Source organism: Bacillus sp. FSL P2-0069 (assembly GCF_038593315.1).
Lineage (GTDB): Bacteria > Bacillota > Bacilli > Bacillales > Bacillaceae > Bacillus > Bacillus safensis.
The window spans coordinates 1,312,868-1,338,142 of record NZ_CP151984.1 but is presented as its reverse complement, the minus strand read 5'-3'; the positions used below and the strand labels follow the sequence as shown (position 1 = coordinate 1,338,142).

At 40.4% G+C, this 25,275-nt stretch carries 32 protein-coding genes; 7 read left to right on the top strand and 25 right to left on the bottom strand.

The window, feature by feature from the left end; all coding sequences use genetic code 11:
• Positions 1-627 carry a YIP1 family protein gene (locus NSQ34_RS06795; RefSeq protein ID WP_176967462.1) on the bottom strand — a complete coding sequence of 209 codons (627 nt, stop codon included), beginning with the start codon at positions 625-627 and terminating at the stop codon, positions 1-3.
• A 517-nt stretch (positions 628-1,144) separates the two neighbouring features.
• On the opposite strand from NSQ34_RS06795, the gene NSQ34_RS06790 reads away from it, so the two are divergent.
• Entirely contained in the window at positions 1,145-1,522 is a 378-nt protein-coding gene (locus NSQ34_RS06790; protein WP_024424734.1) for a hypothetical protein, read from the top strand.
• A gap of 47 nt (positions 1,523-1,569) precedes the next feature.
• Here the strand turns inward: NSQ34_RS06790 and moaD are convergent, their stop codons facing one another.
• Genes moaD through NSQ34_RS06760 form a run of 6 tightly spaced genes read right to left on the bottom strand, consistent with a single transcriptional unit; the run spans position 1,570 to position 5,705 of the window.
• Positions 1,570-1,803, bottom strand: a complete 234-nt coding sequence (gene moaD, locus NSQ34_RS06785; protein WP_024424733.1) for a molybdopterin converting factor subunit 1 — start codon at positions 1,801-1,803, stop codon at positions 1,570-1,572.
• A complete protein-coding gene (locus NSQ34_RS06780; RefSeq protein WP_268456183.1) occupies positions 1,796-2,287 on the bottom strand; it encodes a molybdenum cofactor biosynthesis protein MoaE in 492 nt (163 codons plus the stop codon). The genes moaD and NSQ34_RS06780 overlap by 8 nt, the downstream gene beginning before the upstream one ends.
• Positions 2,284-2,808: a molybdopterin-guanine dinucleotide biosynthesis protein B gene (mobB, locus tag NSQ34_RS06775; RefSeq protein ID WP_024424784.1), complete on the bottom strand. Its 525-nt coding sequence runs from the start codon at positions 2,806-2,808 to the stop codon at positions 2,284-2,286. Before mobB ends, NSQ34_RS06780 begins: the two co-directional genes overlap by 4 nt.
• Positions 2,790-4,067, bottom strand: coding sequence for a gephyrin-like molybdotransferase Glp (glp, locus tag NSQ34_RS06770; protein WP_268456184.1), 1,278 nt, complete (start codon positions 4,065-4,067; stop codon positions 2,790-2,792). Before glp ends, mobB begins: the two co-directional genes overlap by 19 nt.
• Before the next feature lie 9 nt (positions 4,068-4,076).
• The gene (locus NSQ34_RS06765; protein ID WP_034623325.1) at positions 4,077-5,093 is read right to left on the bottom strand and encodes a ThiF family adenylyltransferase; all 1,017 of its coding nucleotides are present in this window, start codon (positions 5,091-5,093) and stop codon (positions 4,077-4,079) included.
• A 30-nt stretch (positions 5,094-5,123) separates the two neighbouring features.
• A complete protein-coding gene (locus NSQ34_RS06760; RefSeq protein ID WP_268456185.1) occupies positions 5,124-5,705 on the bottom strand; it encodes a molybdenum cofactor guanylyltransferase in 582 nt (193 codons plus the stop codon).
• Positions 5,706-5,790: 85 nt separating this feature from the next.
• Between NSQ34_RS06760 and NSQ34_RS06755 the strand changes: the two genes are divergently transcribed.
• A complete protein-coding gene (locus NSQ34_RS06755; protein ID WP_268456186.1) occupies positions 5,791-6,708 on the top strand; it encodes a sigmaE regulated sporulation protein in 918 nt (305 codons plus the stop codon).
• 47 nt (positions 6,709-6,755) lie between these two features.
• Here NSQ34_RS06755 and rok read toward each other — a convergent pair whose 3' ends face one another.
• The 3 genes from rok to ahpA form a co-directional block, all read right to left on the bottom strand.
• Complete coding sequence (gene rok, locus NSQ34_RS06750) at positions 6,756-7,328, bottom strand: transcriptional regulator Rok (protein WP_025092353.1); 573 nt, start codon at positions 7,326-7,328, stop codon at positions 6,756-6,758.
• A gap of 481 nt (positions 7,329-7,809) precedes the next feature.
• Positions 7,810-8,268, bottom strand: coding sequence for a TlpA disulfide reductase family protein (locus tag NSQ34_RS06745; protein WP_024424727.1), 459 nt, complete (start codon positions 8,266-8,268; stop codon positions 7,810-7,812).
• A gap of 82 nt (positions 8,269-8,350) precedes the next feature.
• Positions 8,351-8,893, bottom strand: coding sequence for a biofilm-specific peroxidase AhpA (gene ahpA / locus NSQ34_RS06740; protein ID WP_003211758.1), 543 nt, complete (start codon positions 8,891-8,893; stop codon positions 8,351-8,353).
• 271 nt (positions 8,894-9,164) lie between these two features.
• Between ahpA and NSQ34_RS06735 the strand changes: the two genes are divergently transcribed.
• Entirely contained in the window at positions 9,165-9,974 is an 810-nt protein-coding gene (locus NSQ34_RS06735) for a mechanosensitive ion channel family protein (protein ID WP_268456187.1), read from the top strand.
• Between the two features lie 22 nt (positions 9,975-9,996).
• Here the strand turns inward: NSQ34_RS06735 and NSQ34_RS06730 are convergent, their stop codons facing one another.
• From NSQ34_RS06730 to fadH, 14 genes are all read right to left on the bottom strand, one after another.
• Complete coding sequence (locus tag NSQ34_RS06730) at positions 9,997-10,239, bottom strand: YkuS family protein (protein WP_024424725.1); 243 nt, start codon at positions 10,237-10,239, stop codon at positions 9,997-9,999.
• Between the two features lie 50 nt (positions 10,240-10,289).
• Entirely contained in the window at positions 10,290-11,420 is a 1,131-nt protein-coding gene (locus NSQ34_RS06725; RefSeq protein ID WP_268456188.1) for an N-acetyldiaminopimelate deacetylase, read from the bottom strand.
• A gap of 82 nt (positions 11,421-11,502) precedes the next feature.
• Positions 11,503-12,213: a 2,3,4,5-tetrahydropyridine-2,6-dicarboxylate N-acetyltransferase gene (dapD, locus tag NSQ34_RS06720; RefSeq protein WP_008347987.1), complete on the bottom strand. Its 711-nt coding sequence runs from the start codon at positions 12,211-12,213 to the stop codon at positions 11,503-11,505.
• A gap of 109 nt (positions 12,214-12,322) precedes the next feature.
• A complete protein-coding gene (locus tag NSQ34_RS06715; protein WP_029706705.1) occupies positions 12,323-12,748 on the bottom strand; it encodes a flavodoxin in 426 nt (141 codons plus the stop codon).
• A 49-nt stretch (positions 12,749-12,797) separates the two neighbouring features.
• On the bottom strand, positions 12,798-13,691 hold the full coding sequence (locus NSQ34_RS06710) for a hypothetical protein (protein WP_034281596.1): 894 nt from the start codon (positions 13,689-13,691) through the stop codon (positions 12,798-12,800).
• The gene (locus tag NSQ34_RS06705) at positions 13,681-14,157 is read right to left on the bottom strand and encodes a flavodoxin (RefSeq protein WP_268456189.1); all 477 of its coding nucleotides are present in this window, start codon (positions 14,155-14,157) and stop codon (positions 13,681-13,683) included. The genes NSQ34_RS06710 and NSQ34_RS06705 overlap by 11 nt, the downstream gene beginning before the upstream one ends.
• Before the next feature lie 123 nt (positions 14,158-14,280).
• Entirely contained in the window at positions 14,281-15,162 is an 882-nt protein-coding gene (locus NSQ34_RS06700) for a LysR family transcriptional regulator (protein ID WP_024424721.1), read from the bottom strand.
• Between the two features lie 96 nt (positions 15,163-15,258).
• Entirely contained in the window at positions 15,259-15,702 is a 444-nt protein-coding gene (gene cbpB, locus NSQ34_RS06695; RefSeq protein ID WP_024424720.1) for a cyclic-di-AMP-binding protein CbpB, read from the bottom strand.
• A gap of 146 nt (positions 15,703-15,848) precedes the next feature.
• Positions 15,849-16,040 (bottom strand): antirepressor AbbA, encoded by a 192-nt coding sequence (gene abbA / locus NSQ34_RS06690; RefSeq protein WP_003210802.1) that lies wholly within the window; start codon positions 16,038-16,040, stop codon positions 15,849-15,851.
• 149 nt (positions 16,041-16,189) lie between these two features.
• Positions 16,190-16,705: a ribonuclease H-like YkuK family protein gene (locus NSQ34_RS06685; RefSeq protein WP_024424719.1), complete on the bottom strand. Its 516-nt coding sequence runs from the start codon at positions 16,703-16,705 to the stop codon at positions 16,190-16,192.
• Positions 16,706-16,851: 146 nt separating this feature from the next.
• Positions 16,852-17,094, bottom strand: coding sequence for a DUF1797 family protein (locus tag NSQ34_RS06680; protein ID WP_003212254.1), 243 nt, complete (start codon positions 17,092-17,094; stop codon positions 16,852-16,854).
• A 183-nt stretch (positions 17,095-17,277) separates the two neighbouring features.
• Positions 17,278-18,174 carry a manganese catalase family protein gene (locus tag NSQ34_RS06675; protein WP_024424718.1) on the bottom strand — a complete coding sequence of 299 codons (897 nt, stop codon included), beginning with the start codon at positions 18,172-18,174 and terminating at the stop codon, positions 17,278-17,280.
• A gap of 429 nt (positions 18,175-18,603) precedes the next feature.
• Positions 18,604-19,824, bottom strand: a complete 1,221-nt coding sequence (locus tag NSQ34_RS06670; protein WP_034281946.1) for an EAL-associated domain-containing protein — start codon at positions 19,822-19,824, stop codon at positions 18,604-18,606.
• A 64-nt stretch (positions 19,825-19,888) separates the two neighbouring features.
• Entirely contained in the window at positions 19,889-20,653 is a 765-nt protein-coding gene (gene fadH / locus NSQ34_RS06665) for a 2,4-dienoyl-CoA reductase (protein WP_034281588.1), read from the bottom strand.
• A 138-nt stretch (positions 20,654-20,791) separates the two neighbouring features.
• On the opposite strand from fadH, the gene NSQ34_RS06660 reads away from it, so the two are divergent.
• From NSQ34_RS06660 to NSQ34_RS06645, 4 genes are all read left to right on the top strand, one after another.
• Positions 20,792-21,649: a metallophosphoesterase gene (locus tag NSQ34_RS06660; protein ID WP_081124329.1), complete on the top strand. Its 858-nt coding sequence runs from the start codon at positions 20,792-20,794 to the stop codon at positions 21,647-21,649.
• A gap of 156 nt (positions 21,650-21,805) precedes the next feature.
• Entirely contained in the window at positions 21,806-22,303 is a 498-nt protein-coding gene (locus tag NSQ34_RS06655) for a L,D-transpeptidase family protein (RefSeq protein WP_342501057.1), read from the top strand.
• 73 nt (positions 22,304-22,376) lie between these two features.
• Positions 22,377-23,654, top strand: coding sequence for an MFS transporter (locus NSQ34_RS06650; RefSeq protein ID WP_034281582.1), 1,278 nt, complete (start codon positions 22,377-22,379; stop codon positions 23,652-23,654).
• Positions 23,655-23,913: 259 nt separating this feature from the next.
• Positions 23,914-24,129 carry a hypothetical protein gene (locus tag NSQ34_RS06645; protein ID WP_024424712.1) on the top strand — a complete coding sequence of 72 codons (216 nt, stop codon included), beginning with the start codon at positions 23,914-23,916 and terminating at the stop codon, positions 24,127-24,129.
• Positions 24,130-24,281: 152 nt separating this feature from the next.
• Here NSQ34_RS06645 and NSQ34_RS06640 read toward each other — a convergent pair whose 3' ends face one another.
• On the bottom strand, positions 24,282-25,178 hold the full coding sequence (locus tag NSQ34_RS06640) for an EamA family transporter (RefSeq protein WP_217008572.1): 897 nt from the start codon (positions 25,176-25,178) through the stop codon (positions 24,282-24,284).
• Positions 25,179-25,275: the final 97 nt, after the last annotated feature.

Here is a 25,275-nt window from a genome sequence, read left to right as displayed (position 1 = left end):
CTACCCCCAGCTTACTGATATGTTAATTGCTGTTCCTACATATTGAAAAATTAACGATAAGATATAAAAGACGCCTATAATCACCCAAGAAATTCTCGGTGATATACGCCCAACTTGGATGAATAAAAAGCCTGTTAAAACAAGATTCCAGATCACAAATAAATCGATATTGGCTAACACCGCCTGCCATGGACCAGAAATTCGAATGAGTGCGTTTAACGAAGTAACCGTGACATCTTTTGGAACATGAAAAAGGATTACTGCCAAATGAGAAATAATCGTTCCAATGATCGTAACGGGCGTAATGAACAGGACCGCTGAAAACAGCTGCCGAAATGATGCATCACCTTTCGCTAAAAATACGATGAACTTATATATAGCTGCATTGATGACAATGCCAAATACCAGGCCAATGAGCGTCACCACATAAACAACAGGTACCGGCAAACTTAAATCTGCCCACATTCCCTTATTTACGAGCTCAGACAAATAAGTCACAACGACTGTTAAAATAAGCACACAAGATAAAGGCCACCAAACAACTGGATGTTCCCATACTCTTTTCAGGTGCTCTGATGGTCTTGTGCTCACTCCAATGATCGTAGGTTTTTGCATGTTTTCTTTCATCAAATGTCATCCTCTCTATGTCAAGCAAGTATGCAAACGCACAATGACGCTCTTTTTCTTTCTATTTTATCAAAAGATTGCCAATAAGTGATCGATCATTTGATTTTCTTATTTTCGTTGAGAAAAAATTTTATCTATTATTCTATTTTCACGAATGAAATCCTTCAAATGACCTCATGATCCGACCATATTCATATCAAGAATCGTGCTTTTACTGACTTAAAAACATTTTATTAAGTAAACAATATGTCTTTCGGAATAAATATCCTTTTCTTTTGGATTCGCATGGTCTTACATAGACACAACAATTTTTTGTTAAAATAATCCTAGTAATTTCGGCAAATCCCGGCTTTATAGGACTATGAATGGTTTCTTTTACAGAACAAATAAGTCTTTAGTATCAATACTTTCATATTAAAAAATTAAAAATAAAGGGATTTTACTTGATCAAAAGTTATTTTTTCATATAATGTAAAATAGAGGTAGGTTAAATGATAGTGGAAATGGAGTCAAGTGAATGTTAAGAGAAAAATTGAAAATGCAATTGATTTTACTGTATGAAAAGGAACAAGAAGCATGGCAATACTTTCGAAAGGAAAGAGAATCGATTTATCATGAGCTCAAATTACTTGATATGAAAGAAAGCAGACCTTCTAACGACAAAATATACTACGCTGCAAGATGTGTAGATATTATTAAAGAGAAAAAGGGAAGCATTGTGAGCACAAAAGAATTAAAGGAACAGCTTCAAGCTCAAACAGATTTCAATGTGAGACGAATCAGCGAATTGTATGATCTCATTCAGCAGCTCGATCCTCACATTTCTAAAGCAAGAAGGGGATGTTTTATTTACGAAGATCACACCCAAGCACCTCTACAAACTTTTCACACATAAAAAATTGGTTACAGCCGGGTGGCCATAACCAAATCCTCTAATATCTATTATCCACCACTTACAGGAGGAATGAGTGCAACAGTGTCCCCGCTACGCACTTCAGCATTTCCCCTCGTATATATTTCGTTGACTGCAACCATTACATTTTGTGCAGCATCAACACCATATACCTCCTGTAATTCTATTTTAATCTCATCAACCGTTGTTTGATCTTTTTGAATGATGATTTGTTGTTTACCGGCCTTCTCAGCAAGGCCGGCGAACAATAACACATTAATCATGCTGATCACCTTCTTTTTCTGCAAGTTGAAGATGGCTAGGTTTACCTTCTGGATATGAAACCGTTTCAAGCTGATCACCTATCCAGGCCTCTCCATCTTCCCAATATTCTTTTTTCCAAATAGGAACGATTTCCTTGATTCGTTCAATAGCATATTCATTGGCTTCGTAGGCAGCCTTCCTATGAGGAGACGAAACGGCGATCACAACAGCAATATCGGTTATCTCAAGTGTTCCAATCCGGTGCACAATCGCAGCTTCAGTGTCAGGCCACCGATTCTTCATTTCTTGTCCAATCTGCCTTAGCATACTTTCCGCCATTGGTATGTATGCTTCGTACGTTAAACGCAATGTTTTCTTGCCGTTTGTCCATTCTCTGACCGTCCCGATAAACGTTGTAATCGCTCCTGCCTTTCGTCTTGTCACATGCTGAATCAATTCGTTAACCTCAATCGGCGTTTTTGTTATTTTAAAAAGTTCGCTCAAAACGTGCCGCCTCCCTTCAATAAGTGAAAAGCAAATGTCATCCCGCGCTTATCAAAAGCTGAAAACACAGGAAACGGGTAATTTTCGGTTAATGGATCCTCTTGAGAAAAATAAATAGCTGCTTGTATATTAGAAAGAGTTGAAAGGTCAATAAGCTCCTCTTCATTCTTGACACAAACGATTTTGCGATAAGGCGCCTGTTTGTACCCCTCTATGAGAACAGCGTCTAACGGAAGATGCTGACACATGTTGAGCAGCTGCTCTAACGTGAAGTCCTGCATCGAAAAGTGAAATTCACCTTCTCCTTCCACACCTGCGGCATATGCACCTGCCTGAATATATCGATCAGTATCTTTTTCTTTGAAAAGACGATCTGGTGTCCCGCCATGTCCATGATGTTTAAAGCAGCCTAGCTTCAGCCCTTCACATTCAGCCAGCTGACAGAGCTTTTCGATCAACGTGGTCTTGCCGCTATTTTGATAACCGACCACCTGTAATATGCTTAATTTGTCATCCAGCATGGAGACCCACCGCCTTTGTGCTGAAACAGCAGAACATCAACTTGATCACCTGCTTGAAAACCTCTTGTTCCCCCAGGCAGCACGATGAAACAGTTAGCCTCTGCAATAGAGGTCACTGCACTTGATTTATCAAGACCTGTTGGAGTCACACTAATCTGACTGCCAGTGAATTGAAGGGCCGCCCTGACAAAACGAGTGAATGGATTGGCTTTTGAAAAATCATGTGTGAGTTTCGCCTCAGCGAAGCCGGGAAACGGATTTTCTTTCCTATACCATTTATAAATGATCGGTTTCACAAATAATTCAAAGCCCACAAAACAGGCAGCAGGGTTTCCGGACAGCCCAAACAGCAATTGGCCATTCGGCATTGCAGCCACAGTCGTCACACTTCCAGGTCTCATGGCTACTTTATTAAACAGGACCTTGGCTCCCAGCTTTTCATAAATGGCAGGCAGAAAGTCAAAATCGCCCACTGACACACCGCCTGTTGTGATCAGAATGTCTACCTTGCTCATGGCTGCTTTTACTGCATGATAACTTTTGTCAAAATCATCGGAGACTCCGCCTAAATCAAGCGGCTCAGCTCCGGCCTCAAGTACTTGCGCATAGACCATACTAAGATTACTATTTCTAATCTTGCCGTCCACCATGGCATCACTTACTTGAAGAAGCTCTGTGCCTGTTGAGATAATGCCAATCACCGGTTTCTTGACAACTGGCACTACCGCATATCCGAATGTCGCCAATAGAGCCGTGACGCCAGGAGTGACATCTGTTCCTTTTTTGACCATCACGTTTCCTTTAAGTACTTCTTCTCCTTGACGAGAAATATTGTCTCCCTTTTTCAGCGGTCTTTTCAGTGACATGAATGATTTGCCGCCTTTTTCAAAAGTCTTCGTCAGTTCAATCATGATGACGACATTTGCGCCATTTGGAATTTTTGCTCCTGTCATAATACGAATGGCCTGAAAGGGACCGATGGTTTTTGCTGAGACCATTCCTGCACCAATATGATCAATGACCTCGAATTCAACTGGATGCGCACTTGACGCTTCTTTTGTATCTTCTGCCCGAAGTGCAAAGCCATCATACGGAGAACGATCAAATGCCGGAACATCATGGTCTGCCAAAATATCTTCTGCAATAAACCGTCCAAGGCTGTCTTTTAAAGGGACCCATTCTATTTCTCCATGTTTTTCGTATTGGTGGACTTTCTTTATGGCCTCTTCTACTGGTATTGGCTGCCGTCTTTCCATCACACATCACTCCTATATCCCTAGCAGTCTTGCTAGTAATGAATTGGCTTCTTTTTCATCATTTGTTCCATGGATTAATGCACGTCCCCCTTTGAAACAGACCATTCGGTAGTTTTCGTAGCGTACATGGATTAAGAAGTCGTTTACTTCCACCTCACATAAAGATGAGAGCCGCTCTTTTATATGCTGAAATGATAGTTTTGCTAAATCCTTCGATACAATTTGAACGGTGTCACGTCCGCAAAGGACCGTCGATTTTTTACGCTGATCATGTAAATAAGGATAGGTTCTTGCCGTGCCGCAAGTTGGACAGGTCTTCTCTTTAGTGCGAGATAAATCCATTTTAAATGATGTAGACTGCCAAAGATCAAACGTGACAAATTTCCGCTCGATTTGCTCTTCATGACCAGTTAAATATTTGAGTGCCTCTGTTTGCTGATAAGCAGAAACCATTTGAACGGCAGGTGAAATAATCCCCGCTGTATCGCACGTCAAGCCGCCAACAGGCATTGCCGTGAACACACATGATAAACATGGCGTTTTATCCGGCAATATGGTCATATACATCCCCTGACTGCTCACACAAGCGCCATATATCCAAGGCGTCTTCGTTTCTAGTGATAAATCATTCATCACCATTCTTGTCTCAAAATTATCTGTTGCATCAATGACGATATCTGCTCTCTGAAATAACGGCCTTAACAGCTCCGCCCCTGCATCTTCAATCAGGGCGTGTATCGTCACTTCATGATTGATCTGCTCGAGACGTTTTTTTGCCGCTGCTGCTTTTGGCACATGTGCGTATGCATCATGTTCCGTGTACAGCTGCTGCCGCTGTAAATTTGAAAATTCCACATAATCACGATCGACAATCGTCAGCGTACCGATGCCAGACCGAACAAGCCCTTCCGCAGAGGCGGTACCAAGAGCACCGGCTCCAACGATCAGAACATGACTTTCAACCAGCGCATGCTGTCCTTTTTCCCCAACCGGAGGGAACAAGATTTGTCTTGAATATCGGTCATTCAATGCTGTTCTCTCCTCACTGTTTTTTATGTATCATATCATACCGTTTTCAGGTAAATCGCTTCTTTTATTGATATTACGAAATTCATTTGATGTCACGTTCAGTTCTTCCTCTGAAACGATACGCACTTGAAGCTTTTGAAGCAAGTCCTTGACGGCAAATTGATTCTCTTTTAAACACGCGCGAATAAACGGCAGAGAGCGGCGGTGATAAAGCGCAGACAAAGGCTGTAATCTGCCCTGAACAAGCGGGATAATGGCATCTGCGTGCTCGCTGCAATAGGACGATAATACTTCCGCCGTTTCCTTCCGTATGAAAGGCATGTCACATGCCGTTACTAAATACCATTCTGCCTCTTGCTTTTGCATCGCCGTATATATGCCGGCAAGCGGTCCGCATCCGCGCACCTCTTCATCATCTAACCACACACTTTGTTCACCTCTTGCTTTGAAAAAAGGAAGAAGCGACGGATGGCTGATGATAACCGTCTGCCCTTCTAAAAGCTGATCTTTCACATGCTCATATAATGGTTTCCCTTGATACATATGACTTGCCTTTGGCTCTCCAAAGCGTCTGGAAGCGCCTCCAGCTAAAATTACATTCACTACGTGCATCCTCTAAGTCCTCCTTTGATATGGTTGTTCTAATCGCACTCCTTTCGCATACTTTATTGGTAACATGAATAAGGAGGGTCTATCGATGAACAGACGCCATGCTTCTCCCCTATTCCATGATTTATCTCAAGAGAATTTATACTTAAAAGCTGAAACTGCCAAATATCAACAAATGATCTCTGATTTACAGTCCTCATATACGTATTCTAAAAATAAGAAGTTAACTCAAGAATATCATGAGATGAAAAAGGATTTCACGCAATTAAAACAACAATTGGATGAAATGACCAATGATCAACACGATGCTGCCTCAAAAATACAGGAACTCTCCTACAGCAAATCAGAATTATTACATAAAATTGTCCTTCTCCATGAGATGCTGCAAAAGGAAACCTATCATAGAAGAAAAGAAACCGAAGAAAAACACAGGCTGCATTTGAAAGTTGTCAAATATAAGGAAATCTCTCAACAATTAAATGAGCGGATAGAGGATCAAGATAAACAGCTTGCAAAAGAGGAGAAAAAAGGAAATACTTTATCCGCAGTGATTGAGAAGCTGCAGCAAACATTGAGCGATAAAAATGCAGAGTTTCATGTATTACAGGAAGGCGTCAGACACCTTCAAGAGCGTTTTTATGAAACACAAGAGAAATTGCTGCAAATAGAAAAAGCAAAAGAAGCGATTTTTTACGAAACGCTCACAAGCTATCAAAAACAGTTAGCAGAAAGCGAAGAATGGATCGCCTCTCATTTTGCTGATATTGACCAGTTAGAAAAAACAAATGCACAGCCATTCTCACGAGACCGCATCCTGCAAACGACAGAAGAAATCGAACCGATCTTGATGAAACTCAACGAACAAGTTCAAACACTTCAGGAACACGTTGATGCAGTGCAGCGTAATGGAGAGGTCATGACAGTCAAAATCGACAGCTTCAAAAAACAGCGTGATCACCTGCCCAAGGAACGCAAAATTGTCTATACAGTTGATCAAAAGAAGTAATTCTCGAAATAAAAAACTGCTGGCTTTTACGCTCAGCAGTTTTTTATTTATTCGTCTTCTGTTTGAATGTCGCCTTCTAAAATATACTGTCCGCGATAAGGCTTCTTCACTTCAGGGTACATTTTAATTAAGCTTTGCATAAACGTTGTCATATTTGGAATTTCAAGACCGCTCTCTTTTTCGATCTCTTTTTGAAGCTCTGAGCTTTTAATCGCTGCATTATGACGTTTTAACGTTTTAATCGCAGCTTCACGAAGCTTCGCTGCCTTAGAGCCAGGACGAGCTGTGCCTCTTCTGCGTCTTGTCGATCCTTCAGGAATACCTACAGGTGCACCGTTTAGCTGTCCTGTTCCTAAAGATGATGATTGTGTTTGTGCCGGCTGCTGGTAGCTTCTCATTTCTTGCGCAGCAAGCTCAGCTAATACAGGCAGTGAATCCGTCTTTCTCTCTGTACGTACTTCTTTTTTTGTATCTGACACTAGACCTGTTCCTTGACGGTCTAATTCTCTTAATTTTGCATAAATCGCATCTCGCTCAATTTGATATTCACGGATGACCTTTACTTCTGCCTCGTTTAATTGTTCCAATCGTAAACGTAACGCTTCCCTCTCATTAAACAATGGATTTCCCCCTCATCATATAAAAAATATTCTATAGTAAATATTAGATTAGAAAACTAATTTTATCAACTATTTTTTTATCATTTTACAGTTTGCTAACAGATAGGTATTTTCAACTAAAATTTTGCCAAAGAGGAAAAATCGGCACCCATTTCATTGCCACTATAGGCTTTTGACAAATCTTAAAATATTGTAAAAAAATTGAATAAACGCTTATACTACTTGATTTATATAGTTATTTACCTAACTGAAATTTCTTTTGTGCAAAAACGTTCTGAATAGTAAAAAGTTAAAATCTTTACATTTTCATTTCAAAACAAAAATGTAAATAGGTCGTTATACCTTTTTGTTTCAGGGATATTTTTTAATAAACTCCCTCATTTTCTCTTTTCTTAAGAATAACACCTACATAAAAACTCATCCGAAGCCATATGCTTCCTATTTTTGTCCATGAAAAAACCCCCATTTATGGGGGGAAAGCTTATTCTGCAGCCTTTTCAGACTCAGAAAGCACTCGATTGACACGTTTTTCAAGCATTTTCATTCCGCTTCCGCCGGCTTGGAAGTGGCGCAAAGCACCTGTTTTATCAAATACATAATATGCCGGTACATATTCGTTTTCAAAGGCTTCTGTTAAGTGATGATCACTGTCCACAAAGATTGGCTGCGTGATTTCATGCTCTTTCGCAACTTCTTTGATTTTTTCTAGATCTAGGTCATCCTCTGAACGAGGCATATGAACTGCCACAACGTTTAGTTGATCCTTGTATTCATCACGGAATTGATTGACTTGAGGCATTGCCTCTTTACAAAGATGACAGCTGACTGACCAGAAATGAATCAATGTTGGTTTGTCACCAATCAAATCTTCTTTTGTTACTTCTCCATTTAACCATTCTTTTGCACCAGTTAGTTCTGGCATTGGTTGACGTAATTTCATTATGAAGCGCCTCCATCCATTGTATGTGTCGAAACAAAAAGGTCTAACATCAGTTAGACCCTCCTGTTTCTTCAGTTATCAATTAAAGTGTTTTTTGACCAGGTTTCCAGTTCGCTGGGCAAAGTCCACCAGTTTGTAATGCTTGAAGAACACGTAATGTCTCATCTACATCACGACCGATATTGTTGTGGAATACTGTTTGGTATTGAAGTTCGCCTTCTGGGTTAATGATGAATAAACCGCGAAGAGCAATTCCTTCTTCTTCAATTAAAACGCCGTATTCTCTAGATACTGTGTGGTTAGTATCAGCAGCTAACGGGTATTTTAATTCACCTAGACCATTATCTTTACGGTCTGTATTGATCCAAGCAAGATGCGTGTGGATTGTATCAGTAGATACACCAATGATTTCTGCATCTAAATCTTCGAACTCGTCATAACGATCGCTCATTGCTGTAATTTCAGTTGGGCAAACAAATGTGAAATCCATTGGATAGAAGAAAAGAACTGTCCATTTGTCATTCTTCATGTTTTCCTCTAAACTTACTTTACCAAATTCCTTGTTAGCAAGTACTGCTTCCATTTCAAAACGTGGAGCTTGTTTTCCTACAAAACGCTCTGCCATATGTAAATCCCTCCAAAAAATAATATCTTTATACAGTCTTCTTAGCTGTATATAAAATGAGAATCAAAACTTAAAATTCTCATTTAGTTAATAACTTCACAATTATAATTATAATACTTATGCGATTTTTAGTCAATATTAATTAATAATAAATTTAATTAACGATTTGTCACAATTCCTGCTCTACTTATCAAAAGTTTAACATGACTTGCATAAGGGAACAAATGATTAGCTTCTCTTTTAGAGCATACATAGAAAGGTTTTGAAGATTATGAGAGCATTTCAACAAGTAGATTGGGTTTCCATTATCCTCAATATCAGTATGATTTTGCTAAAACTAGTCGCCATTTTTGCCATTTACTTTATCATCAGAGCCATAGGAAACAAGATGATTAAGCGCGCCTATTCAACATTCGCTGAAAAGCATGAAGTCTCTTTATCAAGAGCTCAGACACTGCAAAGTTTGACGTTAAATATTTTCGCCTACTTATTGATTTTTATTCTAGTTGTGATGATCCTCGACTTATTTCATTATAACCCGACCGCTTTGCTGGCAGGTGCGGGCGTTGTGGGACTTGCGATTGGTTTTGGCGCTCAAGGGTTAGTGAGTGATATTGTGACCGGATTCTTTATATTATTGGAAAAACAATTTGATGTAGGAGAATATATAACGGTCGCGGGCTTTGATGGGATTGTCGAACAAATTGGCCTAAGAACCACGCAGCTTCGAAGCTTTGACGGCACCCTTCATTTCATTCCAAATCGCAGCATACTGAATGTGAGCAATCATTCAAGAGGGACGATGCAGGCACTCGTTGATATTGAGCTGTCACCGGATGAAAATGTGGATCAGATGATCACAGCCCTCCAAGCTGCCTGTGATGAAGTGCGGGAGGAAACTCCGCAAATTATCGAAGGTCCTCAAGTTGTCGGCGTAGAGGCGTTCGGTTCCTCTTCCCTTGTGCTGCGCATCATAGCGAAAACTGAAACAATGGAGCAATGGCGAGTGGAACGAATCTTGCGCAAAAAAATGAAAGAAGTACTCGATATAGAAAAAGAGCAAAAAGAACCGGGATCATAATATACCGGTTCTTTTTCTTGTTTTATTGAACACGCTGTTCTACTTCTTGACAAATTTCATCAGCCGTCATACCTGATGCTGTAATAACAGATGCCTTTGTTGTTGTGTCTGAAATGCCAAGAACATTTGAATCTAGTCCTGTGACGACATAACAGTCACACTGATCCATTTGCTGTTCATTTTGAATACGTACGACATCATACCCTTTTTGCTTCAATAGTTCTTCTACATCGGATAAAGATTGTTCTACACCAATTCTTGTCATAATCAAGAACACCTCCTGTTCATAAGGTGTACAGGAGGCAGCTCGATTATTCATTCGCCAGCTTGCTTTTTAAAATAAGCCGTCATGACATTCACAGCTGTTTCAATCGCGTTTTCATCAGGCTGGAGCTTTGCATGGTGCAGGCCGTATTCTGAATCGACCCCTAACCAAAACATGAAGCCGGGATACTTTTTCAGCATGTACCCAAAATCTTCTCCTGTCATGGCTTCTCTGCATTCAATCACATTTGCTAGCCCTTCTTCGGCTACATATGACATAAATTCCTCAGTCAAATCCTTTGAATTGTCCACTTCGTAATAAGATGAAGGGTATCGAACGGTTGCCTTGCATTCGTAGCCAATTTCAATGCCTTTTGCCAATGCTTCAATTCTCTTTCTCACCTTGTCCATAGACTCTGGGGAAAGTGTGCGAATGGTACCGTCAAGCTTTGCATGCTGCGCAATAATATTTTGAGCCGTTCCGCCGGTAATCGTGCCGACTGTAATGACCGCACTATCAAGTGGATCGACATTACGCGAAATAACCGATTGCAGCTGACCTACAAGTGCACTTGCAGCAACAACCATATCATTGGCTAAATGAGGATATGCAGCGTGTCCGCCTTTTCCTTCAAGCTCAATCACAAGCTCACTCGTATTGGCAAATAACAAACCAGGCTTCGTAGCAATTGTTCCAACAGGATATTCAGGTGCGATATGCAGCGCTGTAATAAAGTCTGGCGTCCATTTTTTCAATACATCACTTGTAAGCATCGGTTCAGCTCCGCCTGGACCTTCTTCTGCCGGCTGGAAGATAAATAATACGTCTTCTTTGATCGGTTCATGGACGAAATGATCAATGATACCAAGTGCAATGGTCATATGAAGGTCATGTCCACATGCATGCATCTTTCCTTCATGCACAGATTCAAATGGATACCCTGTTTCCTCAGGAATAGACAGACCGTCCATATCTGCACGATAAGCAAATACGCGCGTTGGATTTGTTCCCTTCACTTTCACAAAAAGCCCAGTTCGCCACGTTTCAATCTCAACTCGATCTTTTGAATAGGTATTAAGGTGCTGTATGAGATACGCTTGTGTTTTAAATTCTTGGAAACCAAGCTCAGGGATTTGGTGTAAATCTCTTCGAATGGATATTAATTGCTCACGATTTAACAAGTGAACTCACTTCCTTTCTTCTATACGAATAAGACGTGGATATCTCATCCACGTCTTTGTCTTCAGCTGCGAATTATATGAATTAAAGCTGACGCAGTTCTTGTTTGATTTCAGTCTTACCTTTTGTTTTCTCATCAATGTCTTTGATTTTCTTAGCAGGTGTACCTGCTACAACTGTGTAAGGCTCTACATCGTTTACAACGATTGCACCAGCAGCTACTACTGCACCTTTACCAATTGTCACGCCTTCTAGAACAACAGCGTTCGCACCGATGACAACGTCATCTTCTACAACAACTGGTTTAGCAGACGGCGGCTCAATGACACCTGCAAGAACAGATCCAGCACCGATATGACAGTTCTTACCTACTGTCGCACGGCCTCCAAGCACCACGTTCATGTCAATCATCGTACCTTCGCCGATCACAGAACCGATATTAATAGAAGCACCCATCATAATGACTGCATTATCACCGATTTCAACTTGGTCACGAATGATTGCCCCTGGCTCAATACGGGCTTTAATGTTTTTCAAATCTAACATCGGAATTGCAGAGTTGCGGCGGTCATTTTCCACGACAACATCTTCAATTTTATCTTTGTTAGATGCTAGCGCTTCTTGAATTTCGCTCCACTCACCGAAAACAACTCCAGTGTTTCCTGTGATGAATGTTTTTGCATGTTCACCAAACTCAATACCTTCTAAGTCACCTTTGATATAGACTTTGACAGGTGTTGATTTTGTACTATTTTGAATAAATGAAATAATTTCATTAGCGTCCATTTGTTTCATGTATGTATGTCCTCCTCTTAATTTATACTTCATTACTGTACCAAAGGAGTGTTTTAATGACAAGTGAAAGAGTCATCTCCGCAATGGAAAATAAAACAAGCGGGACCGATTATCCCGCTTCTTGCTGGTGAAGCTGAACAAATTGTCTGCCAAAAGATATTAATTCGTCTTCTTCCTCCCCTTCTGGATTCAGCTCAATCTTAACTGAGGGCAGGACAATGTCACCGCCAAGCTCCTTCACTTTTTCTTCAATTAGGTCAACAGCTCCGCAAAAATGTTCGTAAGATGTATCGCCAGAACCAAATACTGCAAATGCTTTTCCCGTTAAATCAAGCTCTTCCATTTCTTCATATAAATCAATAAAATCATCCGGAAGATCGCCATCTCCCCATGTATACGCACCTAACATAATGTGCGAGTAATCATTGAGCAGCTCGGCATCAATATCCATCGCTTCATGCCGGTCTACGCTGGCTCCTGCTTCCGTTATACCTTTTTCAATTAAATCTGCCATCGCTTCTGTATTTCCAGACATCGTGGCATATACCAATAAAACCTTTTCTGTCACTTTTTCTTCCTCCTTATCAATGAATCAATGCAGGCTCCTCATATGGCCTGACAAACTTACTTTCATATAAACCCGCACAGAAAAAGTTTTCGTTTTGATTGGCTACACGAAAACCATGTCCTTTGATCGTATCAAACCATTTGAGCTCTTTTTGCTCAATATCAAGCTGATACACTTTAGAAAATCCGTGTTCGTCTTGTGAGGTGGTCACATACACAATGCCATTATCCTCTGACACATCCAAAAATGACTCTTCTCTAGCAAAGGCCTGTGATTGAATATCATGCAGAATATTTGTATGTAAATCTAAAATTTGAACAGATCCTTTTTTGCCTTTTTTTGAACCTAACGCACAAACAAGAAGATGTTCATGACAGAGCAGCATAGAAGCCGTCATTCGGTGCTCCTCTCTGTTTAGAAGAAAAATCTGTTCACTTTGCAAGTCATACACCCATATTCCTCCGTGAACCTCATGAATCTGTGTTCCAATATAAAGATGGTCACCTGCAGCACATAAAGAACGAATGACCGGCGGATGATTCACATGAGCAAATGGCTTCATAATTTCCCAGGAAATTCCGAAATCATTTGACACATAGATACTATGTTTTCCATGCGCACACACAAACCCATCTTTGCGTCCTGTAATAGACCAAACGACTGCATTTGTTGGGAATGAAGATAACGCCCATGTGTTGCCTTCATCTCCTGATCTAATTACTGTGCCATTTTCACCAACACCAAATAAATAAGGGCCAATATAGCTGATCGCATGGATTTTATGCTTGAGCTTAAACAGCTGCTGCCATCCGCTCTCCACACTATAGTGAAAAATACCTTCACGTTTTACAGCAACAAAGTATCCACCGCTTTTAGATGCTGCAACGGCTGTTGCTCCTTTATGAAACATGATTTTCAACTCGTTTCTCAGATAAAGCAGCCCACGTTAAAAAGCTCGCAGCAAATTCCTGACAGCACGCCACATCTTCATCTGTATCCGGTGCAAGCTCCATTTTTAATGTTTCAGGAAAAACAGATGCACCCGTTGATTTCAGCATGTCATGGAATGTATGGACAGACTCGCAAAACTTCGGATAGCTGTAATCACCAGATCCAAAGACAGCTGCTTTGATGTGGCTAAGTTCAAGAGTAGAGACCTCTTCATAAAAATCCTCTGCTTCATAAGGCAAATCTCCATCACCCCATGTATAAGAACCAATGAATACGTAATCGTATGAGGAAAGGTCTTCTGCATTCGTATCATCAAATTCCATCATTTCTGTATCGATCCCTTTTCCTTCAAGTGTTTGCTTTAAGATCGCTGCCATATCTTCCGTATTTCCAGACATACTCGCAAATGCAATTAGTGCTTTCATCTATCGGTCACCTCATCTAAATGATAATCATTTTCAATTATTATATGTACACTTTAAATGATAATGATTTTCATTGTCAAATGATTTCATAAAAAAAAGTACCTCCCTATTCCAAGAAGGTACTTACACGGCATCATTCTCAAGCATTTCTTTAACCACACCGACAAAAGCTTGCACCTGTTTTAACTGAAAAGACGCTTCATAGCCTAGCAACCATGTGTCACGGCCAATTTGCTCTCCGTTCACATCAACAAGCGGTGTTTTATAAACACTTTTTTCGTGGTCATATAAGGTAACAGAAGGCAAAATGGCGTAACCGATGCCGTGGTAGGCCATTTGTTTACATGTTTCAATTTGGTCTACTAAAATCGTCTGCTTTGGAGACACTTTAAACTTTTGGTGCCACCAGTGCTGGATTTCCTGATAATACGTGCTGTCGCTTTTAAATTGGATAAATGGCCGCTCTGTCTTGATTAATTCATCTACGTCCTTGATCACGGAATCGACTAAATATAAATGATCTGTCATCAAGTATTCCTTTGTCCCCTTCCAATCAGGGTTACCGCGAATGATTCCTATGTGCACGTGATCTTCATACAAGCTTTTGAGCATTTCACTGCTCCAGCCAGTAACGAGTGATACTTTGGCATTTGGATATTTTTCAACATACCGTTTTAACACCTTTGGCAGCCAGTGCTGTCCAATAATCGACGCCACCGCAAGCTTGAGTGTACCGTGAATATCACCCTCAAGTTCATCAATTCGCTCTCTCACTCGATCCTGTTCAACCGTCACCTCTTTTGCAAATTGAATAATCTGTTCACCTGCCGAAGTCACAGTCAGCCCCTTTTGTGAACGAAAAAAGATTTTGGTTCCCCATTCCTTTTCGATCGTCTGCAATCTTTGAGATAATGCAGGCTGAGAGACAAAGAGCCGCTCTGAAGCCTTTCTCATATTCAATTCTTCACTTAGCACAACAAGCATATGTAACTCCTGAAGCTGCATGGGCGTCCCCTTTCTCTCTATAAGTTTTTCTTATTTTATATGCTCATTATATAAATTTTAACTTATGAAGGCAAAAAAAATAAGCTGGGCTGCAGCTCATTTTTTTGCGGAATGAATGACCTCATTTAAGCGCTTTAATACAACTCGTCGAGTAAAAATGCCTTCAAAGACCTGCTCCTCATTTTCTACACAAACAAATCCATTATTCGTCACAGCGTGAACGCCTTTTAGTACAGGATCTGTTGTTTTAAGTCTCGGAATATCCTTCAGCATGACTTCTTCAACCTTCAACTGATCAAGCTTCTCGAATTCGATTCGTTCTAAACCGAAGATTTTATCCATAATCATATTCGTTCCAATTAACCCGTGTAAATGATAAGAAGCGTCTAATACCGGTATAGCTGTATATCCTGTTTTTGTTAGAACCAATAGGGCATGCTCAAGGTTATTTCCAATTTGAACATGTGCGACTTTATCTGCATCAATCATATGCTCGGCTACTGTGGACTCAAGCAATTGAGTCGGTTCTATCTCTATCATGTTTCTTCGACCCCTTTTCTCTCAATCATCAATCATACATTCCCCATTACGATTAAGCATAAACTAAAACGAATTTTGTCGAAAGATTTTTTCTGCATAAAAAAGATACTCAGCCCCCGAGTATCTAATAGAATGTTAAACCAATATTAATTCTCAAACCTTACTCTGTCATACAATGTGATCAATTGCTTATACGTATTGTCGTCGACATTTTTTGTTCCACATTCTATATCATTGATCTCACTGCTTAGTAATTCGACAGCATATTCCTGATTCAGCAATACGTTTAATAATAGCTTTTTCTCTTCTTCATTAAAACGATTTTCGATGACGCTCATTCAACATCAGGCCCCCTGTTTCATATATGCTTTTATATTGATTAGCAGGCTTTTGAATGTCTGCTTCCTCTCTATACAGCTAGAATAAGGAACTAGAATCGAATCGTCAACCGCACGTTTCGACAAGGTTTGGAGAAAAATGACGGAATTTATTTTGTGTATCGATTGGCATAGCAAAATGCTGCATATGAGTCGGGTTTTATTTTTGCTTCAATTCCCATAGCTGTGATCATTCCGGTCATTTCCTGAATCAGCTCTTTCGTACTTCCTTTTTTGCCAATATCCAGATGGGCTTCAAAACGAAGGTCTGCCCCTTCCTCAGCAAACGGAAGAAGCAAATCCATCAGTTCTGTTAAAGGCCCCTCAAGGATGTCTGCACATACCTTTTGGCTAAACGCTGTCTCTAATGAAATTTTTTCTCTAAGACTTTGCACAGGCCTCTTGATCACTTGTTGAGTGAGACAGCCCCATGCTCCTTTGCCAATCCGGTGGAGATGAATTGCAGTCATAAATGTTGTGACATTTTGATTGACCTGAGAGTCCGTACCAATTGATAACACATAGGCGGATCTAGGGTCTTTTCGAATAAAGTCTTTCATTCTCATGACGACATCAGAAAACGCTAAATGATCTTCAGAAAGATTGTAGAAAAAAGAATCACTCACAGAAAGGAACTCCTTTTTAATGGTCTCTTATCCGAAAAATGCGCTGATTGATCATCTTCCATTTGTACATATCATCTATGATGATCCATGTATGCTGCCGCAATAAACGAAGGAATCCTCAGAAAAAACATTTCATACGATTCAGCTTAGGATTGTAGAAGCTCAAAAATCTCAATCGAAATCATATCAATGTTGTCAAATGGGAAAGTATTTGGCTTATCCCCTTGTTGAAAAACAGTCAATTCAAACGTTTGATTCTTTTCGAAATACTTAACACTACAGATTTTCTCACCGTTCACTTCGAAATAACGCTGTGCCGGCTCGTTTGCAGCTTCTGCTGTCTCTTGAAGACTTTGCAGCCTTGTAATGATACCCATTAATTGTGACATTCTAAAAAAAGACTCCTTTCAAAAAAACAACTCAAGATGAACCCGTATTGATTATACACAAGTCCTACAAAGCATCATACCATAAAGTGTTCTCAGATGATATTTTTCCTCTTGAATTCAAAAAAAGAAAAAGAATCTGTTTTTTTAGTTTGAGTCTTTTTTCTCATCTCATGCACCATGATTTTATAAACCAGCAGATCTCATCAGCCGTTTCGCAATTTCATCAAAATCCTCTTTTGAAATGCCTGGAGCAAACTCTTCCGGTAATTCTCTATAATCTGGCACAGGTGCACCTTGCGGGGTGCCCTCAATGACTGTCAGCGGCTTTCCATCAATCGGATGGCTGCCTTTCCAAATTTTATTAATATCCTTGTAATCCGTATCACTAAATGTATACAGCTTTGTATGAACATTCTGATCTTCAAATTTTCTCGCTGAGTCAAAGTATTTGTTGTCGAGGTTTGGGATTGGCAGCATTTTCCCCACATCTACTCCTGTAGCGACTTCAAGTGCCTTTGCATATGCCACAATATGCACGCCGCCCCTGACAAGTAAATAACCGATCATCTCTCTTGCTGTAGGATGGTCCGTCATTTCATATACGCGCATTTTGTGCGTACGTGCTCCGCATTCAAGAAAGAAATTATGGAGAAGATCAAGAATGAGGTTGCCGCTTGAGAACACATTCTCTCCGGTCCAAGGTTTTGCCATTGAATCAAACGGATAGCCTGTTTGGGCTGTTTGAATAAAATGCTGTGTATTTCGTTTATCGACAGCTGCCTTCATCGGCGTCGTATCTGGGTCCCCGCCATGGGTGGTTCCTGTAATCATGAGATTGATGGCTGTGGTTACAAGCTCAACATGACCGAATTCTTCAGCCGTAATACTGGATACGAGGTCATAAAACGGTTTAAGTTTTCGTTTTCCTCTAAAGTTAAAGGATTGAAACATGTAATTATTTAATGTGGACATTTCACCGAATTTTCCGCCGAGTAATTCTTGCACAGCAGCGGCACCATTTGCATCTGGGTGATCTGGCCTTGGCAAATCAATGAGCAGCCGCGTGTCACGTTTGATCATGATGTTTCCCTCCTACCGTCTAACTATCATCACTTAAGATGTATGGAAGGTTTGGGCTGTCCTATGCATGAAGGGAAAGATTGAAGCACAAAAAAAACTTGGCGGGGGTAGCGCCAAGTTTTTTGGATCTTGATCTGATAGAGGGGTTGGGGAACAGAGAGTAGCTTCTCTCTATAACTAAATGATAATGATTATCAGTTTCATTGTCAACCATTTTTTATTTCTTTTTTCTATCAAAAAAAGCAGCCTGCGAGGCTGCTCAGATTGAGACAAAAGGCTAAAATGCCTTTTGTTTATATTTCAGCGTGATAGAAAACCTTTGAAGTCTAGGAAGGACGAGTACCAGAGCGGAGCGAATTGTACATTCGTGAGCACTGGCACATAGGAGTGACAACAACGAATGCGAGGGTTTGTCTTCACGCCGCGTCTTCAAATTAATCCATCTTGCTCATATAAATAAGCATACGGAAGGTCTATAAACAAATACATATCACCCTCTAAAGGATAAGAAAACGTACGTATCCTCTCACCGGTTTCTAAATCACTGTAAATATCGCTGAAAAATCCTTTTCCGCTAATTCTCATTTGAAGAATATTTTCTAGGAAATAAGGACGCCAGCTCCAGTTTTTTTCTATATACTCCGGCTGAAACAGCCATTCTTCTTCTTTTTTAAACACATTTCCAGTGATTTGAAAGCCTTCTTCATTACACATATAAATCCGGAAGCTGCAATCTGTTAGTTCAAGTGCCAGTTTTTGAATGAGCTCATCATTTGTGCTGCACGATTTCTTTAAAGTCGTAACAGCTAGATGAATTCGTTTATAGAATGTTTCAGAATGTTCGTAGACAGCTTGCAGCTTCTTTTTCTCATGGGCAATAAATTGCTGGAATTCTTCTCTAAGCTGATCTTTTCGGTGGCTTCGGTCGATTAATTCTCCTGCAGGCTCATGAAGATAGAACCCTTGAAAATATCTCCCGCCATTTCTCCAAGCATACTGCAGCTGGAAATTTGCTTCAATATCCTCATAAATTAAGGCAGCTCCTATTTTTCTTGCAAGCAATGAAATGCTGTACAAGACATATTCATAGGAAGGAGATGGAGCCGATGCCTTTAATGCCTGTAAATCTATTTTTAATAAATCAGGTGAAAGCAAGGCAATCCGGTCCAGATTACTGCTTTCTTTTCCTATATTTGAGACGGCGATCTTAATCCCATATGTACGATAATACGTTAACGTATGGTATAGCTGTTCAATGTCGCCGCTAAACGTATGCTCTGCAAACTCAATAACAAACCGGTTAAGCTGAATGCCCCTTGCTTCATATTCCTTTAAAAGTTCTAAAAAGCTTTCACCATGATCCAGCATAAGGATATTGGCATCATGATTAATAAAAATGAGCAAATCGTCATCTGCAGTTGTGAAGAGATCAAGTGCTTGAGTCAATACTTTGTGATCTACTTCCAATTTATATTCGTCAGGAATAGATGAATCCGTAAAGAAGGAGCCTAGGCTGACCGTTTCTGACTCAAGCTTCATTCTTCCTAGAATCTCATAGCCTATCACTTTTTGCTCTTCCGCACTGAATATTGCTTGATAGTGCGGGAAAACATCTTCAATATTCGTTAAAATATCCAATGGATCGACCATTTTCATCACCTGCTTCTCTCTTTGTGTGATTATACCACATCAAAAGCAGGTCTTACATCGTCAATCAAAATGGTGATTGGTTGAGCCATTGTCCCCCATCCATCGTGATACAATCTCCATTTATATAAGACGCATGCTCAGACAATAAAAAGCTCGCAAGCGCTGCAATTTCCTCAGGTGTGCCCAGTCTGCCAAGAGGAACACTATCTAATGTTCTTTGCGCTGCCTCTTCAGATTCCCATAGTTTATCTGCACCGCCTGTTCTCTCAATTGGACCTGGTGCGATCGCATTGACGCGAATGCGATATTGCTTCCCCCATTCCACAGCAAGCGTTCGAGTAAGAGACAACACACCGGCCTTTGCTGCCGCCGAATGCGCCACGCCTACACCAGCACCCCATGCATAGGTGGCCACCATGTTAATCATACTTCCCCTTTTCTTTTGACGAATCCAGTAATTCCCCACTGCATGGCTGCAAAAAAATGTACCATTTAACACAATATCAATGACAGCCTTCCAGCCGTTAGGAGACAGTTTTTCTGCTGGCACTAAAAAATTTCCTGCTGCGTTGTTAATGAGGGCATCGACATCACCAAATGTATCCACTGCAAACTTGACCATATGGTCAGCATCCTCCGGGTTTCGTACATCCATTTGGAAATAAGCGACCGATCCGCCCTTCTGCTTCATTTCTTTTGCCGCTTTTTCCAGCGTCTCTTCCGTTCTACCAGTAATCACGACATTCCAGCCTTCAGCTGCCAAATGAGCAGCCATCGCCTTCCCCATACCGCTTGATCCCCCTGTGACAATCACTGTTTGTTTCGTCATTTGTTCTCCCCCTCTGTGTCATTTGAATGACTATTCATTCATTATTGTCTATCATATCATGATTGACCCTCGGTGCACCATATGGGAGATTTTCCAAATATGATGCTATACTTAATTTTATTTATAAAGGAGTCTTATATGAAGCAGCTTTCCCGCAGACAATTTTTAAAAGGAGCAGCTGGTGCGAGTATTCTCGGTTTTTTGGCTGCAAGTTGTGGATATGGATATGCCAGGTACATTGAGCCGCGCATGATCGATACCGTGTCACTGACCATTCAAGATGCTCAGCTTCCAGCTTCATTTGACCAGTTTAAAATAGCCCAATTTAGTGACGTTCATTTGAGTGATACATTCCCTGCGAAGGATCTACAAACCATCGTCCAGAAAATCAATGCTGCATCTCCAGATCTCATTGTGTTCACAGGTGATCTCGTTGATTTTCAAGCATCCTCTGAAGAGCATGAAAAAGCGAAGGCTTATTTGAATAAGCTTCATGCTCCGTTCGGTAAGCTTGCCATCTACGGAAATCATGACTACGGACCATTTGGCGTGGAGCTCTATGAGAAAACAATGGAGGCTTGTGGATTTACTTTATGTAAAAATGATGTGTTTCTATTAGAAAAAGATCATGCGCATATTCAGATTGCTTCACTGGATGATCTCATGATGAGCTTGCCTGATTACGATTTGATCAAACGGGAAGTATCAACTGATTTATTTACGTTACTGCTCGTCCATGAGCCTGATGCCGCTTTAGAGCTGAAAACAACACCTATTAACTTGCAGCTTTCCGGGCATACGCATGGCGGTCAAGTGCAGCTGCCTTTCTATGGACCGGTTCTCACAGCACCTTACGGCCGTACATATGTAGAAGGTTTATACGGCATCGATCAGCACCGCATCTATGTCAACCGTGGACTTGGAACAACGCGGCTGACGCTTCGGTTTTTAGCCAAACCCGAGTTAACCTTTTTTACCTTGACATCTCGCGTATAAATAGAAGCCAAACCGCCCTCTCCTGCATATGTATAATCAAAGTTCTTTTTCATGACAAATGTTAGGAGAAACCTTACTGGGCCTGATTCCGTCCATATAGTATGTCAAGTGACGGCATCATGGCTTCTTTTATTTGAGTAAAAGGAGTGTGCTTTGGTGCTTCGATACACGGTGAAAAGTGGAGAAACCCTTGCTTCTATAGCACTTGATTTTCGAACTACAACAAATGCCTTAAAGGCTGCAAATCCGTCACTTCAAGCTCGCGAGCCCGAACAAAATGAGGTCATTATCATTCCTGGTTTGCCGGATCCTAATACGATCCCTTACCGCATTTTTATTTCGATTTCAACGAAACGTCTCGTTTTGTTTTCTGGATCACAGCTTATTCGTTCGTATCCGATTGCAACAGGGAAAATTTTAAATATGACACCGACAGGTTCTTATTATATTGTCAACAGACAGCCAAACCCAGGAGGTCCCTTTGGCGCTTATTGGCTGAGCCTCTCAAAAATTCATTACGGCATTCACGGTACGAATAACCCGTCTTCAATTGGTAAAGCTGTTTCTAGAGGATGCATTCGCATGTATAATCAGAATGTCATCGAGCTTGCTTCACTCGTTCCAAACGGAACACCTGTGACCATTAGCCAGTAGATGAAATCAATTGTACGAATGGTTAAAATTTTATATGATATAAAGTGGGATCTTCAGGTTAAGGAGCGTATTTATGGATATTTTTAAAAACAGAAATTTTGTTCGTCTCTTTTTTGCAGCACTTGCTTCGCAAATGGGGACAACAGTAGGCAATATGGCGTTTGCCTTTTATTTGCTCGACCATTTTAGTCATCAGCCCGCATACGCCACATTGGCTGAGCTCATGTATTCTCTTCCTACCGTCTTTGTCTTTTTTATGGTCGGTGTAGTCGCAGACCGTTTTGATCGTAAAAAAGTCGCAGAGAATTGTGATTGGATACGAGCTGGGCTGACGATTGTATTATTCATCGTTATTTATTTTAATTCACTGCCACTTATTTTCTTGATCTTGTTTATTCGAAGTGCCATTACGAAATTCTTCTATCCAGCTGAAGCTTCTCTCGTTCAGGCCATTTTAAATAAAGATCAATATGCAAAAGCCGCTGGCTTAAATCAAATGCTGTTTAGTTTATTTATGGTATTTGGCGTTGGTATTGGTGCCATTATGTATAAAACGATTGGACTTCACGGTGCCATTACAATTGATTTAGTCAGCTTTATTATTTCAGGCATCCTGATTCGTTCATGTAACATTCCAATTGAAGCGCGCCAGCCAAATGGACAAGCTGGCTGGAGAGGCATGACCATCAAAACGTCTCTGAAAGATTTTAAAGAAGGCATTCTGTATATTTTAAAAAACAAATTATTGGCTTCTTTAATTTTTGGCTTTTTTGTTTTCGGTCTTGTCAATGGCGCATTTGCCGTTCTTCCGATGTTTACAATGAAATATGGACTTTCACCGGACCATTTTGAACTGCATACATCCTTCTTTACCATTGCGATTGGTGCAGGTCTGCTCGTTGGAAGCTTAATGGGCTCTGTCCTCGCTAAAAAGGTAAAGATGCAATATCTCATGTCGATTCCAATTCTGGTCGCAGGTATTTTGATTTTTGTCCTTGGCTCTACTCATACATTATGGTTGTTTTATGTCACATCATTTGTCATTGGTACATGCATTGGCCCAGTCAACATTGTCATTGGCGGCTGGCTGCCTAGAATCGTCCACCCTCGCCTGATGGGCCGTGTGTCAGGATGGGTTGATCCGCTCACTATGTTTGCTCAATCGATGACATTAGGTCTGATTGCTGTATTATTTCCAAAACTCATTACAAATGTTTCTTATATTTATTACGGAATGGGCTTTATTATTTTACTCGTCTTCCTTTTTTACTTCATTACACTGCCAAAGTTCAGCAGAGAAGCTGCCGACTTAGACGTGCAGCGTGAACTAAAGGGTCAGGGAGTTCAATAAGTAAATAGCAAAAAGGACTTTCTTTTCAGGAAAGTCCTTTTTGTATGGCTGAAACATCCTTCATGTCATTTCCTCTGCCCATAGAATCTGTTTGAAGCATGCATAAATAAATCGCATATACCTCGCTTTACTAACGCCTCCATCCTTTTAGCACCTCTCGTTTTGTTTTGTTGATCCATTTTTTCTTGTTTTTCACAATAAAATTCCTTTACATCATTAAACGTTTTATAGTAGGATAGTCAGGTTGGAGGTGAAGGAAATGCTAAAAAGTTACTATTTTATTCATACAAAGAATGAACAGGGACAGTTTGTTGTACATACAGAAGATTGTGCATTTTTAGGTGATGCTGCAAGCCGTACATTGATTGGCATGCATATGAATGGGGAAAGCGCCATGGGTGAAGCCAAACAAATGACGAATGAAACTGACTTTAATGGTTGTTTTTATTGCGCTTATTCTATTCATACAAAATAATTCATCTGCTTACATCATATAAAAAAATATCATTTGAGAAACTACCCATTTTAATAAATAGGTAGTTATCATGAACTAATAGTTCACTTTATTTATATTTCATTCAGTCAATTCTTCTTATCATTCCTTCTATTGTTCAACACCCATCCCTCTCATTTTTTCGGCTGATACAAAGCCAAGAATAAAATCATATAGACAATACAAGCTGTCCCTATCCATTGGAAAAGTCCGAATGGCTCTTTTAACCAGAAAACAGTCGTAACGACTGCTGCAAGGGGCTCAACACTTCCAATTAAGCTCGACTCTTTTGGTGATAAGTATTGCAAACTTTCTATGTAAAACCAAAAAGCGATCATCGTTCCAAATATGACCACAAATAATAAATAGACATACGCTTCAAAAGGTAAATGAGTGAGATTAACCTTCCATGGGGGATGGATCAAGCTAAGGGCGCCTCCTCCTATCAGCATTGCCCAGCCGACAATCACTAGAGAGTCGAATTGTTTTAACAGGCTAATTGGATATAACGTATAAAACGAGAGCGCCACAGCCGATAATATTCCCCAAATCACTGCCGCAAATGGAACGGTTAATGTTGAAATAGAACCATTCGTCAATAAGAAAAACATACCCGCTAAAGCCAATACCACTGTGACCAGATCTCTTCTAGTGAAGGTTGATTGCCTGCGAATGACCAAATACACGATAATCATAACAGGGGCAGTATACTGCAGCAGCGTTGCCACAGCAGCATTTCCATGTTGAATGGATGCCATATAAGTATATTGAACAGACAGCATCCCCATTAGCCCAAATAGAAGGATTTGCATCGCTGTCCTCTTCTTTTGCCACACACCCATCAGATGTGTTTTTTCTTTTGTCATCACATGAACAAATAAAAGCAATCCCCCTGAGATGAGCAGCCGGACCGTCACAAGCCAATCGACATCAATCCCATATTGCTGAAACAATTTTTGTGAAATCGTTCCTCCTACACCCCAGCAGATGGCGCCTATGAGTACAAATAAAATGCCCTTTCTCCTATTCATTTTCATTCTCCTCAATTCTTAACAAATCATGATAATATAGTTGATAGTAGTTCAATTTGTTACATATTGATATATGAATTGAACATAAAAATAAAAG